At 63.2% G+C, this 13,822-nt stretch carries 12 protein-coding genes and 2 pseudogenes; 7 read left to right on the plus strand and 7 right to left on the minus strand.

The genetic code is table 11. The features are described 5' to 3' along the window. Positions 1–6: 6 nt before the first annotated feature. Both GFS60_RS09175 and GFS60_RS09180 read right to left on the minus strand, forming a co-directional pair. Entirely contained in the window at positions 7–435 is a 429-nt protein-coding gene (locus GFS60_RS09175; RefSeq protein ID WP_159920585.1) for a RidA family protein, read from the minus strand. A gap of 641 nt (positions 436–1,076) precedes the next feature. Continuing rightward, on the minus strand, positions 1,077–1,538 hold the full coding sequence (locus tag GFS60_RS09180) for a hypothetical protein (protein ID WP_159920587.1): 462 nt from the start codon (positions 1,536–1,538) through the stop codon (positions 1,077–1,079). Between the two features lie 208 nt (positions 1,539–1,746). Here GFS60_RS09180 and GFS60_RS09185 point away from each other — a divergent pair, with 208 nt between their 5' ends. The 3 genes from GFS60_RS09185 (at position 1,747) to GFS60_RS09195 (ending at position 3,967) form a co-directional block, all read left to right on the plus strand. Continuing rightward, positions 1,747–2,205 carry a helix-turn-helix domain-containing protein gene (locus tag GFS60_RS09185; RefSeq protein WP_159920589.1) on the plus strand — a complete coding sequence of 153 codons (459 nt, stop codon included), beginning with the start codon at positions 1,747–1,749 and terminating at the stop codon, positions 2,203–2,205. A 6-nt stretch (positions 2,206–2,211) separates the two neighbouring features. Further along, positions 2,212–3,402, plus strand: a complete 1,191-nt coding sequence (locus GFS60_RS09190) for a PIN domain-containing protein (RefSeq protein WP_159920591.1) — start codon at positions 2,212–2,214, stop codon at positions 3,400–3,402. 217 nt (positions 3,403–3,619) lie between these two features. After that, complete coding sequence (locus GFS60_RS09195) at positions 3,620–3,967, plus strand: hypothetical protein (protein ID WP_159920593.1); 348 nt, start codon at positions 3,620–3,622, stop codon at positions 3,965–3,967. A gap of 239 nt (positions 3,968–4,206) precedes the next feature. Here the strand turns inward: GFS60_RS09195 and GFS60_RS09200 are convergent, their stop codons facing one another. Then, entirely contained in the window at positions 4,207–5,298 is a 1,092-nt protein-coding gene (locus tag GFS60_RS09200) for an anti-sigma-D factor RsdA (RefSeq protein WP_159920595.1), read from the minus strand. A gap of 636 nt (positions 5,299–5,934) precedes the next feature. After that, complete coding sequence (locus tag GFS60_RS09205) at positions 5,935–6,207, minus strand: hypothetical protein (RefSeq protein WP_159920597.1); 273 nt, start codon at positions 6,205–6,207, stop codon at positions 5,935–5,937. 1,533 nt (positions 6,208–7,740) lie between these two features. On the opposite strand from GFS60_RS09205, the gene GFS60_RS09210 reads away from it, so the two are divergent. Together GFS60_RS09210 and GFS60_RS09215 are read left to right on the plus strand one after the other, a co-directional pair. After that, positions 7,741–8,424 carry an MspA family porin gene (locus GFS60_RS09210; RefSeq protein ID WP_159927006.1) on the plus strand — a complete coding sequence of 228 codons (684 nt, stop codon included), beginning with the start codon at positions 7,741–7,743 and terminating at the stop codon, positions 8,422–8,424. 58 nt (positions 8,425–8,482) lie between these two features. Beyond that, complete coding sequence (locus GFS60_RS09215; protein ID WP_159920599.1) at positions 8,483–9,166, plus strand: MspA family porin; 684 nt, start codon at positions 8,483–8,485, stop codon at positions 9,164–9,166. 278 nt (positions 9,167–9,444) lie between these two features. Here GFS60_RS09215 and GFS60_RS39050 read toward each other — a convergent pair. After that, positions 9,445–9,525 (minus strand): annotated as a pseudogene (locus tag GFS60_RS39050) (CoA-transferase); the annotation flags it as partial. On the opposite strand from GFS60_RS39050, the pseudogene GFS60_RS09220 reads away from it, so the two are divergent. Continuing rightward, positions 9,525–9,678, plus strand: a pseudogene (locus GFS60_RS09220) (SDR family NAD(P)-dependent oxidoreductase); the annotation flags it as partial. The pseudogenes GFS60_RS39050 and GFS60_RS09220 overlap by 1 nt on opposite strands. Positions 9,679–9,839: 161 nt before the next feature. Here GFS60_RS09220 and GFS60_RS09225 read toward each other — a convergent pair. Both GFS60_RS09225 and fgd read right to left on the minus strand, forming a co-directional pair. Next, positions 9,840–11,069, minus strand: coding sequence for a cytochrome P450 (locus GFS60_RS09225; protein WP_159920601.1), 1,230 nt, complete (start codon positions 11,067–11,069; stop codon positions 9,840–9,842). A 31-nt stretch (positions 11,070–11,100) separates the two neighbouring features. Then, positions 11,101–12,108: a glucose-6-phosphate dehydrogenase (coenzyme-F420) gene (gene fgd / locus GFS60_RS09230; RefSeq protein ID WP_159920603.1), complete on the minus strand. Its 1,008-nt coding sequence runs from the start codon at positions 12,106–12,108 to the stop codon at positions 11,101–11,103. A gap of 851 nt (positions 12,109–12,959) precedes the next feature. Here fgd and GFS60_RS09235 point away from each other — a divergent pair. Then, complete coding sequence (locus GFS60_RS09235; protein ID WP_159920605.1) at positions 12,960–13,793, plus strand: mycofactocin-coupled SDR family oxidoreductase; 834 nt, start codon at positions 12,960–12,962, stop codon at positions 13,791–13,793. Positions 13,794–13,822: the final 29 nt, after the last annotated feature.

The following is a 13,822-nucleotide window of genomic DNA, read 5'->3' on the forward strand; positions in this document are numbered from 1 at the left end:
TGGGAGCTAGCTGGCGTCGGTGTCGGCGAGGATGCGCTGGGCACCGGCGACGGCGACGGCGTCCGCTTCGAAGAGCATGCCTTCGACGAGGAACGAGTTCTGCACCGCGGTCACCGCCGGGTACGGGCTGGAGAAGAACTCGGCGCGAACCTTCTTGAACGTTTCGAAGTCGTCGCGGTTGCCCAGGTAGGCGGTCAGCTTGACCACCGACGCCATCGAGGCGCCGTGCTGCTGCAGGATCTTCTGGATGTTGGCGAACACCTGGCGGGCCTGGGCCTCGAAGCCGCCGGCGACGAGGTTGCCGGCGTCGTCGTAGCCGGCCTGACCGGACGTGAACACCAGGTCGCCGGCCTTGGCGCCCTGGCTGTACTGGGCGGACTGTGCCCAGGTGAACGGGGCGGGGCGGGTTTCGACGATGTTCTCGGTGGTCGTCATGGTGATCCTCTCGGTAGACGTCCCGGGAGTCCGGGACCGCATTGGCGGTCGCATTCGCCAGCTGACGAGGTGGAACGCTATGGCTTTGATCACCAGAAGTAACCCCTACCAATGGCTAAATGTGGACTTCGCTGTTAGTCACCAGCACGTCTATGCGCTCGTCACAACACCAACTTGCAGGTGGTAGCCTCGATTTGCATAACGGCAACCGCCCCGGTCGGTGGGCCGGAGTTGGGGATCGGTGTCCGGGTGCTGGTCCGCAGGAACAAAGGCCGACGCCACCGGTGCGATCGTCGAGGACTGCGCGGAACTGAACCACCCCAGCGGCGTTGGATACGAGTGGGCGCCGGTGCGTCGGTGGGCGATACTGCTCGACGATGGGGCGACTGATCTTCACCGACACCGAAGACCTGAGCATCGATCCGGGCACCCACCACCCCACCTGGCCCCGGACCCGGTGAGGAGCCCGGCGGGATCACCGGGCCTCGGATCCGGGTTTTCTCAGGTGCAGTCTCGGCAGATCACCTGCGCGGGGTCGGCGAGGCGGCTGCGGTGGTGGACGAGGGGCTGTCCGTCTCGGTTCGCGTTCGCCGACGGTTCTGGGCTGCCCTTGGATACGTCTGTGCCGATAACCTGCTGGACTACTTCTCGTTGTGGTGGGTGTCATTCCATGCGCGGAGGAGGTCGTTACAGAGGGTGGTCTTGAGGTTGCGCAGGTGGCCCAGGTCTGATGGTCGCGGGGTCATCGCGGCTTGGAGGAGATGGAGGAACCTGTTGCGTTGTACGCCGAATCTGATGAACAGGTTCTCGGCGTCGGCGCCGCCGTAGGGGGCCCATTCGATGGCGAAGGCAACGAGCGCCCGGTCCGTGGGGCTGATGGAGTGCACGCTGGTCAGGAGATCGCAGGCGTGCAGGGATTGTCGTAGCCAGTCGAGCTCGGGAGAGCCGGTGGGAACGCCGCGGGCGGCGCGCCGTCGCCGGGCCGAGCGGTTGCCGGTTGGGCTGCGCTCGGGGCGAGCCAGGCAAGGGGCGCCGGTGTCTGCAGCGGACGGGTTGAGCGTTGCCGGTGATGTCCTTTTCGATGGGGCGGGGTTTTCAAGCATGGGTGCCTCGAGCGTGTGACGAATTGATCGGGTCTTTCTATAGTTCTTCATTACCGACCGATTCGGACCGGCCGTTCGGCGGGGTGGGGTGCCTGTCCAGGTGCCCCCGTGGAGCAGGCGGGGGATTGGCCGGGCTCGGTATGGTGCGGGGCCAGTCCTGGCGGTGGCGGCTGATTGCGTGTTCGTTTTTTTCGTTTTATGGTGGGCTATGGCCGCTCTGATGAACCGCACGGTGTTGCCGCCGCCCACCGACGATCGGGATCGTCTCGCCGCGCTGAAGGATGTTCTCGCTGGTTCTGCAGAAGTATCGATCTCGACTCCGGAAGGGTCGGTGCCCCTGCCGGACAGTGTCCGAGGGTTACTCGTCGACGCGGTCACTGCGTTGGGTCGGGGGCAGGCGGTGACGGTGGAGCCGCATCGCACGGTGCTGACGACGCAGGAGGCCGCGGAGCTGTTGGGCGTCACCCGGCCAACGTTGGTGCGGTTGTTGGAGGCGGGGAAGATCCCGTACACCTCACCTGGTCGGCATCGGCGGGTGGAGTTGGCGGATGTGCTGGAGTTCCAGCAGGGTGAACGGGCGCGTCGTGGCCAGGTACTCGAGGAGATGGCCCGCGAAGAAACCGCGGATTCCGGCGATGCCGCTGACGGCTTCATCTCGACCCGCTGATCCGAGATGGCTGCCTTCCGGGTGGTTCTCGACGCGTGCGTCATGCTTCCCCAGACGCTGAATGATCTGCTGCTCACCCTTGCCGATGCCGAGTTGTTCCGTCCGGTCTGGACGCCGGATCTACTCGACGAGGTCGAACGGAATCTGTCCGGCGAGCGGTTCGGGAATTCACCCGAACAGGCGGCGCGGCGAGTGCAGCAGATGCGCAGGGCGTTCTCCTTCGCGGAGGAGGAATCACGCGGATATCGGGAGCTGATTCCCGCGATGGCCAACGAGCCGAAGGACCGGCACGTTCTGGCTGCGGCGGTACGATCCGGCGCGGCATTGATCGTGACCGCCAATCTGAAGGACTTCCCGCGTGCGGTGCTCGACCCGTTCGACGTCGAGGTCGTCCACCCCGACGAGTTCCTGTGCGATCAACTCGATTTGGACCCGGAAGCGGTGTTCGAGTGCATACACGTTCTGGTCGCCGGCAACACGCTTCCGCCGCGCACGGTGGGGGAGTTGCTCGAGTTACTCGCGCGGCTGACCCCGCGGTTCGTCGACGCCGTCCGGGCACTGCTTGCCGCCCCGGACGAAGCCTCCGCCGCCGGTGCGGAACCGGTGGCGTCGTCTCTTCCAGAGCTGACCGACGAGCAGATCGACTCCCTGCCGCCCGAGGTGCGGCAGACGTACCGGCAGCTTCGTGCGATGGATCCAGCCGAGCGGGTGCGGTTCCTCGGGCATGCCGAGCTGGTGAGTGCGGCGTGGGCGTTCTTGACTCCGGTGTGCGTGGACGGAGATCTGCTGTCGGTGTGGCCGAATGTGGATCCCGAATTCCGGATGGTACTGGCCTGGAATTGGGTGCAAGACAATCGTCGCGATATCGATGCGGACGGTTGGGATGGTGAGGCGGTTGCGGCCGCCCTCGCCGAACCAGAGCCGGATCATCCGTTGTGGGTACACTTCGAGCGCGTACACGTGCGGTCGTTCCGGGCGATGCTGCCGGATCCGGCGACATGGGGAATCGGCACTGGCACAAGGCTGGTCGCCCCGGGAGTCGAAGTGCTCTATGTGCACGACACCTCGACACCGGAGGGTGGCGGGTGGCAGCCGAACGACCCCCGCTATATGTACCCGGTCCTCATGCATCTGGTCGACGGGCGATGGCTGGTGCGAAACCTGGGGTCTGAGGAGGACCCGGTCACCTGGGGCTGAGTCGACGGTCTCTCCGGCGAATACCCGTACAGGGAGATCGTGTCCGTCGCGGTGAACTGGGTGCTGGGTGTGTCATGAGAATGCCGGAGCATCACAGCTGGCGCAATCGGGCGCCCGATCGGGACGATAAGCACTCGGCGCGAGCGCTCTGCGGAAATCAACAACGGGACTTAAGGCCCTAGCCACAAAGTATTTCGTCGTGCTTACGATTTCGAGTGTGACACTCAGCTCCCTGTCCTTGGCCCTTCTGCGTGTGAACTATCGACTGGCGCGGCTTCCGCTTCAGTTGGTCGAAGACGTGGCGGTGGCTCGGCTCGATGAACAGGCGCCGATACGGCTTGTGTACGAGCAGATCCTGATCGAGTGTGACCGTGCTGCGGCGTACTTGCTCAGCGATCGGACAGCGGCAAGGCGGGCGACCGAGCTGACGCGGCGGACCGCGTCGGTGCGCCTGTTGATTGCCCGTGAACATCACCGCGTTCAGCACCGTGGTGTGGTGTTGCTCGATGAGCAGCGCGAGCGGTTTCATCAACGTCGTCAGCAGGGCGTGGATTCGTTGACATGACGTGTGTCGTCTCGCCGTTCCGGTGGGTCGGCGATATCGACCGGTGAGCCGACGGCCGCCCAGGTGGGTCGTAGGGAAGTTGCGCGCATCATCGGCTCGCGCCGGCCGTGCAGACCTTCCACCTTTCGTCCGGTGTCAAGCGCGCATCGCATCTGACTTCGGTACGGGCGCGTCCTGGTGCCCAGCATTCGCAGCGAATGTTTGCGAGAACCGCAGAGCGCCGCGCGGCCGCCGTGTCCTCAGCTGGTCGTGGCTGGCGGCGGGAGCGGTGCCGGAGAAGGCTCCTGCGGCGGGGGCTGCTGGGTGGGTGGTTGGGTAATCGGGTTGTCCGACGGTGGGGGTGGCTGCATGGTCGGGTTCTCCGACGGTGGGGGTGGTTGCGTCGTCGGGTCGTCCGGCGGCACAGGCGCGGGCAGCTGCGGAGGCGGGACCATCGTGATGGTGGGTTCAGGGCTGGGGGACTGCCATGTCTCGGGTGGAAGCGTGAGCGTCGTCGTGAGGAGCGGCGGCACTGACGTGGGCGGTGGTCCGGGAAGCTGCACATCTGGGGGCGGGGTTTCCGGCAGTTGCTCGACCCCGGGCGCCGTCGTGGAACCCGGTGCTTCCAGCACGGTAGCCGGCAGTTCGGTGGTCGTCGTCGGCGCTTCGGTGGTGGCGGTACCGGCCGTTGTGGTCGTCGTCGGCGGGGTGGTGGGAGCGATCTTCTCGAGTTCTGCGGCCAGCTTCGCCCGCCATGCGTCGAGTTCGTTGCGGGTGTCGGCGTCGCGGACCCCGCCGGCACGGTCGGCGGCGCCCTCGAGCAGGTTCTTCGCCGCCTCCGCGTCGCCCGCGGCGATCAGCCGCTCGGCTTCCTGCAGCTGGGAGGTGGTGTCGATCTGCGCGACGGTCGAATCGGCCTGCTGGCTGAACACCACCGATTTGACGCTCCAGAGTGGATCGCCGGGTGCGGCGTTGTACGAGAAGATGGTGACGCCACCGATGACGATCGCGATCGCGGCGGCAGCGCCGGCGATGGGTCGCAACAGGCGGAGCGTGCCGCGGGCGGCGCTGCGTGCGGAACGAGCGTCGGAGGCGTCGATCGCCGCGATCACGTCGTCGAGCAGCGGACCGGTTGGCATCGGCGTCGCGACGATGTCGGCGCGCCAGTTGGTCAGCAGCAGCGCGAGTTGGTCCTGTTCCGACGAATCCGATGCGACTGGATCGCCACTGGCGATCGCGTCGATCAGCGCGTCGTCGCGGCGTACTGCCGCGACGTCCACCGGTGCGTCGTCGTCTGGGAGATCGGCATCGGGATTGCCGTTGTGGGTGATGCCCCTAGCCAAATCTCTCACCTACCCTCGTCACCTGCGATGGCTCGGTGTTGAGCCATGCCGCCAGCTTCCGTGGTACTCCCCATGGCCGGGTCCTGGCTGACACCGCGGTTGACTGCGTCATCTGTTATTTCGGTGACGGGCTCCGACTTGTTACCGCATGTCAGCGAAGAAAGATCAATCGGAGCGCTCCACGTCGGTCGTGGGTTCCGGGGGTCCGGACGCAGTTTGTTGCCGCACGAGCACACCCGTCCTACTCGGGCCGACCTCGGCGCACTCGGGCGGTCCTGAGGCCCTGGGCCGAGGTCGACGTTTTCAAGCATCGCTCCTTCGGGGTGAACGATCCTCCAAGGGGAATTATCCCCCGGCAGCCGGTAGTTGGCGAGGCCCGGCGGTGGCCGCACGTCATGCGCTTCCGCAAGCGCGGTCGCCGTCGTCCAGCGTGGACAGTTCGGCGGCTGTGGCGGCAGCGGACCCTGCGCCGCGGGTGGTGGCGGTGACGCCCCGGCAGCGACGGGGCAGCCCGTGTGGTGACCTTCGGGGCGCAGCAGTTGGTTCGAACCGATTCACGACCATTCGCCGAGGAGAGGTGGGGTGGACCTTCGGCGGACTTTCCAGCGAGTTGGACCGCCGGGAAACCGCGGAAGTTCGCCGCGGTCATTCGCGCCTTTTCAGCCGTGAGGTGTGTCGTTTCGCCACGTCGAGGTCGGCGTCAGCAGTTCCGAGGGTGTCCTGGGCTGCGCGGAGGGCATCAACGGCGCTCTCCAACACCTCCGGCGCCGTGGCCGGGGCGCCGAGGTCGTCCACCGCGAGCGCGGTCGCATCGAGGTCTGCGTAGGTGCGCTCGAGGTCGAGGAGGGTTCGGCGTAGGCCGTGTAGCGCATCCCGAACTGCGGTGACCTGCTCGTCAAGATCAGCGGGCGTGCTCATTCGATCACGTCCCAGCGCACCGCGGCGACGTTGTCGAGGTGGCGCTGCACGTCGGCCAGCGTGCCCAACTGCTTGCACACGCCGGCTGTCTGCTGGCCAAGGTCGGTCATGCGATTGCTTCGTCTGTTGTGCATGACTACAGCATGTCGTGCCGGACGGCCCGTCCGATAGCACTTGGCGCGCAACGCGCGTCTGATGTGCCGCTCGGCGGGCAGGAACTGGCTTCGGCACCCAAGAGGGGCGGCACTGCGCGAGCCCCGCTTCTAGCCGGACCGGTAGACGTTCATGCGCATCTCGACCTCGGCAGGGTCGGGGTCCAACGGTCACCCGGAGACGCCGAGGTGCCGTACTGATCTTCCCGCTCGCCGTTGCAAGGCACCCGGCGGGAAGGAACTCGCCGTACTCCTCCTCCCACACATCGAGGGACTGTTCCACCTCCGGAACCGCCCAAAATCCCACATCGGCCGACAACAACTGCGTAGTCAAGCAGTCCACACCGTCGAGCCCGGGCGAGGATGAGACGCTCCAGAACGGCCGGCACATCAACCAGGTACACCACGAAGGAGAAGTGCCCGCGATTGTCGCTCGGATCACGCCCCGGAATCGCTCGGGATAACAAGTTCAAGCCAACGTACGACGTTGTCCGCGTTCCACCCTCGGCACTGTGCGCCATCGCAGTCGACCTCGACTGTGATTCGACAGTTGAACATAAGTGGATCGTGTGATTGTGTCAAGCGATCCACCAGTTTGTTTCGGGTCGGTGGGTAAGCGGAGACCGTGCGTGGATCGGTTCCGAAGCGATTTCTGCACCTCGGTGATCGCTGCGTCTCCCGATTGGCCACCGATTGAACTGGTGCGATGCGGTCACGAGGATGCGACGAGCCCGCTTTGGCGAGATATACAGTATTTTTAGTAGACAAGGTGCCTCTTGCAAAGACTCGCGGTCTAGTTTACGGTCTGTGACCGGTAGCACAGTCGAACTATGCAAGGAACGATTCGAGGACGAGGCGGTCGCCGTCTGCGGCTAGACCTGGTCTCAACGAACTCCGTTCGGACTGTAAAGCGACGACTGGCGAGGGTGGCCGTAAAGAGAGGTGATGATCAGGACGGCGAGTAAGGCAATCAAGAACGGCGCTTGTTGTCGGGTTCCTATGGTCAAGCGTCTCGGGCGACGCATTCAGGCGCAGGTGAATTGCCTTCCACTCTCGTCGGCGTGTAGAAAAAATCTCCCACGACTCAAAACTCGGTTATATCGGCGGTTTTCGTAAGACTGCGCATATTGGCCACGCGCAACTCCATGTGGTGCGCGGGTGCGGTAGTCGTTGGGCTTCGATCGGACCATCAGTGCGATCGCCATGCCCGGCGTCGGCTAACCGCAGAGCGTGAGAGTTTCGAAACGGCATCGCTTATGCATGCGGTTTCTAGATCTTGTTCTCGAAGTGCCTCTCGTGAACGAGAAATCGATCTCATATCCAGCTCGGCCCACGCGGGCCTCGCTAATTAGCTTCAACCCCGAACGAGGAGAATCAAGTGTTGATCAACGAACGTAAGCCTGGCTTCCGACGCAATGCGCGAATTGCAGGTCTGGGTGCTGCCGCCGCTCTTGCACTCTGCGTGATGGCCAATGGCGCAGCGAGTGCGGATACGCTCATACCGCTGCCCGACGGGTCGAAGGCTGGGCCGAATGCGACGGTGACGCGGACAGCAGAGAGTGCATTGGTTTCGCCGTCGTTGGCCGCCAACGGTGCCGGCCGCACCGCGTGGGTGTCGGGCACGGTGACGGCAGATGTCAAGGGCATCAAGGAGGTCACCGAAGCTCCCACCGCAAACGGGACTCCGAATACAGCCGGAACATACAATGGTTCGAACGGATCGACCACGCACGGAGTTTCACGAGTGTCGACCGGATATATCGTGGGTTGCCAGGTTGACGTAACGGGCCTGTCGGCCAACCCATCACTCAGCCTGGGGATGGACTCACTAGCAACGTCCATGGGTCTGACGGTTCCGCTGAATTCTGGTGAAGTCAAATATGTTCCGGTAACCGCCAAGGACATCTTGAAGGATGGTGTGTACACGTTGCAGTACCACGACGCCGAGCTGCAGGTGCAGAACTGTGGCGGTTTCGCGCAGGCACGCGCCTACACGGTCATGGAGATCGTCGGCAACGACTACTCGAAGACGGTGCTGTATGGAGCCCCGTTCAGCATTGGCTGATCTGTACTTCCTATTCGTCCTTCTCGCACGTGCGAGTTCTAATCCCTGAAAGAGACCAATGACCAATACTCGTAAGAATAGTGTGCGGGCCGCTGTTGTCGGCGCCGCTGCCGTCGCCACCTTCGGATTCTCCTCCGTCGGTGCCGCGAACGCCGACACATTCGTTCCACTGCCAGGGGGATCGGCGACGGAGACGCTGGCCGACGGCACCGTGGTGACAGTGAATTTGACGGACGAGAGCGCGAATGTCTCGCCGTCGCTGGGCTCGACTCCGCTACACCGAAACGTCTGGGTGTCCGGTAAGGCATCGGTCAACCTCCAGGGCAATCCTGCGAAGACTGCCTACATCTATCCGGGGTACATCTTGGCGTGTCAGGTCGACTTCGGGGCCGGCGTGGGTGGCAACGCGGGAGCATCAGTGACTCCCAGCCAACTGGCCACCGGAACCGCCTCGATTCCAGTCTCAGGCGGCGCGAACGGAGGTGTCACGCTCGGACCGGGTCAGGCCGTCGACACAGCGATCCTCGACATCGAGATGCCTGATGCATATGGATCAGAGATTCACTGGGGAGCACACTACTTCCAGGGTGGCGCGGGCTCGGTCGGCTGGTCTGATGTGTCCCTCGGCGTCAACGGCTGCGCTGGTTATGCCCAGGCCCGCTCGTACGTCAAGGTTGAGGTGGAGACGGACAATGTAAAGAGCACGGTCACGTTGTGGGGACAGCCGTTCAGTATCGGATAGAGCGACAGCCGATCGGAAAGTTGTAACGCCTAAGCCGAAATGGCATTGAACGTTCCGATTCGGCAGAGTCGCAAAGTGACTCATCAATGCTGCCTATGTGGCCCGCGCCCCGTTTGCGGCTGAAGGTCTCTTCTTTCGGTCGCAGCGGGGTGCAGTGGCTTATAGCGTGGACGTCGCTACACTGCGAACAGGCCTACAAGCGGCTCGGGCCGTCCGGGCATTCATTGGGTGGCGTACCGAGCAAGGTGGATCCGACGAGTCATCCCGGTGTGAGGCCGGCCCACTCCGGACACGATGTCGACCGTGTCGCAGAACACCCGGGACGAATGCTTGCCCACCCAGTAGCTCGTGGGGAGATTATGTTGCCGGATGTTGGCGCGGTGAGGCGAAAGCAGGCCGTGCCGTGAACGCCAGGATCATCAACACCAGTTCCGTTGCCGGACTGCAGGAGTCGATTGGGAAGGGCAACTACGGCGGCGGCGAAAACGGGTATCGCGGAGCTGACCATGCAGCCGAAGGGATCGGCCCCGTCGTCGCCGGCCTGCTCGCCAAGGCCGAAATCGCGGTCCCGGTCTACGGCGCCTGATCCTGATGTGCGAACGGGACGCTCGTTGCGATAGACCCAACGAGCGTCCCGTTCGTCCTGATGCCGCCCGGACCGGGAGGGCGTGGACTAGATGAGCCGTAGTCGGATTCTTTCGGGGCCCTGAGTTGCCGCCGAGGACCCGGAGAAGGTCGACGATTCGACGAGGTGCATGTCAGGAAACCGAGTCGCCAACACTTGCAGCGCTTCGGTCATTTCGGCCCGTGCCAGTGCGTGGCCGAGACACAAACGGTGGCCGCGCCCAAAGGTGAGATGCTTTGCTGCGTTCGCCCGGGTTGGATCAAATACATCGGGGTCGGGGAACATCGCAGGATCGCGGTTCGCAGCAAAGATATTGAGCGCGATCGGAGTGCCTGGGGAGAAGTGGATGCCGTCGACAACCAGGTCCTGGGTCACCGTCCGCAAGATGGTGTGCAGGGACGGCTGTAGGCGCATCGATTCGTCGATCGCAGCTGTTGCCAGGTCCGGGTTCTCGACGAGCGCATCCCATTGCCCCCGGTTCTGCATGAGAAGCGCCACGGCGGAACCGAACTGCAGCCTGGTGGTGTCATGTCCCGCGAAGAGAAGGTTGACAAGAGCGCCGAACATCTCTCCCTCGGAGAGACGCTCCTCGTTACCAGCGTCGGATTCCGCTTCGATAATCGCCGTCACGAAGTCGTCAGCAGGTTTCGCACGGCGAAGAGTAACTAGATCACGGAAGTACTCGTACAGACCGCGCAATGCGCGATCGATTTCGCCCATGAATGGGTCGATGGGGTAATGGGAGAGTCGTGCAAGACTGACAGTCCACTCCTTGAAAAGTGGAATATCCGCAACGGGCACGCCGAGTAGTCGGCAGACGACTTCGATGGGATATATATCGTTGAAGTCAGTGACGAGGTCCAGCTCACCACTGAGGGCGTGAGCGTCCAGCAGCTCCTCGGCGCAAGCACGCATGACCGGACGGAGGCGCCTCACTCGCGACGCCGAGAACGCCAGTTGCAGTACGCGCCGAATGGGATCGTGGCGAACCCACGGTATCAGCGGGAGCATGCCTTCGGATGCATACTGGAGGATCAGGTCCGAAGCGTCCTGCTGTCGGTAGTACTCGCTGCCGGGTCCGTCGAGGTGTTCTTTGTCCAGGGTAAGTTGGGAACAGGCTCCGTATGACAGGACTTCATAGCCGCGTACGGATCTGGCCAGCCATATCTGCTCCCGTGCGGCGCGCACTACCGACGCTGGATCAGTCTGGTATTCGCGGCCTTCATAGTCGAGATACGGAAGCCCCAGGTCTTCCAGCGTGCGTATCTGTGTCGTCATTGCGCTATCCTTTCTGGCCTGAGATGAAGTTCTATGCCAGCGCCCGCAGGCGTGGCGCAAGGTCACGCTCGAAGAGCTGCAGAAAGCGCTTCTGGTCATGTCCAGGCGCATGGAATACCAGGTGATTGAGTCCGGCATCGACGTACTGCCGGATCTGCTCGACCGCGTAGTCGGGGTCCGACGCAACGATCCACCGCTTGGTGACCTGTTCGATGGGCAGGGCATCAGCTGCCGCTTCCATCTCGATCGGATCATCGATGCTGTGCTTCTGCTCTGCAGTCAGCGATAGGGGTGCCCAGAACCGGGTATTCTCGCGTGCACGCGCCGGATCGGTGTCGTAAGAGAGCTTGATCTCGATCATCCGATCGATCGAATCGGACTCACGATCCGCCTTCTGCGCCCCTTCCGCCACGGCCGGCAGCAGCTTTTCGGTATACAGATCCATTCCTTTGCCTGATGTGCAGATAAACCCTTCCCCTGCTCGGCCGGCATACCGCGCTACCAAGGGTCCGCCGGCCGCGATGTACACGGGGATGCCCCCTTTGGGAACGTCGTAAATCGATGCTCCCTTCGCCCTGTAGTAGACGCCGTTGAAGTCGACACGCTCCCCAGTCCACAGGGCTCGCATCAGGTCAACCGACTCGCGGAGGCGGGCGAACCGCTCTTTGAATTCCGGCCAGTCATCTTGAAATCCGGTGGCGATCTCGTTGAGCGCTTCACCTGTGCCCACGCCGAGCATGATCCGGTCGGGGTAGAGGCAGCCCATGGTCGCGAAGGCCTGCGCGATCACGGCGGGGTTGTATCGAAAGGTAGGGGTCAGAACCGAAGTACCCAGCTGGACTCGCTTCGTGCGCTCGCCAACCGCGGTCATCCAGGCGATAGAGAAGGGCGCATGTCCGCCGGTATGGCGCCACGGCTGGAAATGGTCGGAGACGGTGACACTGTCCAGGCCGTGGTCTTCGGCCGCCACACCCAACTCGACCAGTTCTCTGGGTCCAAACTGCTCTGCAGATGCTTTGAGGCCAAGCTTCAGGTCCATGTTTCTCCTTAGGTCACCAATCGGCGGGGCATTGCATCATCACGCATTCGCACCGTGCACCGGGTTGGGCACGCCGCTTCAGCGCACCCAGTTTCGGGGTCACTCGACGCAGGTTGTGACGTGCGACATACGCTAACACGGCGATGACCAAGCGCATGCTTGGGTGATGGCTGGGAACTTGGAAGCGGCCGGGGTGCGAGGGCGCTCATGCTCAACCCTGCAGGAGGAGGTGCGCAACAGTGCGTCTCCGTGTGCACTTTGCCCACCTCGGTCACGTCTGCGCGCGGGTCGATACCTGCGCCGTCGGGCTGGGGTCTCGAGCCGTCGGCGCGCGAAGATCGCGGGCTAGCGCTACCTGAATGCTTTGGCAAGTGAAACCCCCTGCCGAATAGTCGAGTTCGGGGCATCAGGGGTCCTGACGTGGGCTGTCGGTCGTGCGGCGGTCCGACTGTGGTCTCGTCTCGCGGGATCATCAGGGCGACCTCCAGTACGCCCACAATCTCGAAGCCTGGGATGCTGATCTCGGGAGTGGAAGTCGGACCCTAACAGGCCGGAAGGTATGAGGAGGCGAATCGAAATGGCTCCGAGGTTCCGCTTGACAGTTGTGACATGCCTCATAAAGATGGATGTAGCAAGCGCATGCTTGGGCATCGCGCAAGCACGCCAAGTAGGAGTACTAAGACCCCACGCTTCCTGAGAAGTCATCGCGTGCCAGTGGCACCAGGCATGCGTGAACCCGACGGGTGATCGCACCCTGTGTCCGCACATGTCCATCCACGCACGTCGCGAAGTGAGAGAACGGCATCGACCGATCCGGTCGACACCGACATAGCGAGAAAGGAATATTCACCATGGGACGGGTAGCTGGCAAGGTCGCGTTCATCACCGGAGCCGCACGTGGTCAGGGCAGATCCCACGCGTTGCGGCTGGCGGAGGAGGGCGCGGACATCATTGCACTGGACATTCTCGAAGACGTGGAGACCGTGCCCTACGAAAGTGCCTCCCCTGAAGATCTCGACGAGACAGTCGCCCTGGTGGAGAAGACCGGCCGGCGGATAGTTGCACAGAAGGTCGACGTTCGCGATCAAGCAGCCGTGTCCGAGGCTGTTCGCCAAGGAGTCGCTGAGCTCGGCCGTTTGGACGTCGTTGTGGCCAACGCAGGGATCTTCGGAACTCCGGCGAAAATCTGGGAAATGACCGACGAGTTGTGGCAGACCACCATCGACGTCAATCTGACGGGAGTCTTCCACACCGTGAAGGCGACGGTCCCGTACCTCTTAGAGCAAGCCGAGGGCGGCTCGATCATCATCACCAGTTCCGCAGCCGGCCTCAAAGGCGTACCGAACTACGGAAGCTACTCCGCGTCCAAACACGGTGTACTCGGCCTCGCACGTTCACTCGCCATGGAACTCGCCGAGCACAATATCCGAGTCAATACCGTGCATCCCGGAAATGTCGACACCAAGATGATCATCAACGACACCACCTTCAAGGTCTTCGCGCCGGACAAAGAGCATCCCACGAAGGATGATGTCCGAGAAAGCTTCATGTCGACTCTGATGATGCCGATTCCCTGGCTGGATGCGACCGATATCTCGAATGCCGTGCTGTGGCTCGCATCGGACGAGTCGCGCTACGTGACCGGTGTGGCCCTGCCCGTCGACGCTGGAATGTCGGCGAAGTAGCAACACCGACTTCAGGTGTCGGGGTTCCG

The sequence above is a fragment of the Rhodococcus sp. WAY2 genome (assembly GCF_009859915.1).
GTDB lineage: Bacteria > Actinomycetota > Actinomycetes > Mycobacteriales > Mycobacteriaceae > Rhodococcus_F > Rhodococcus_F oxybenzonivorans.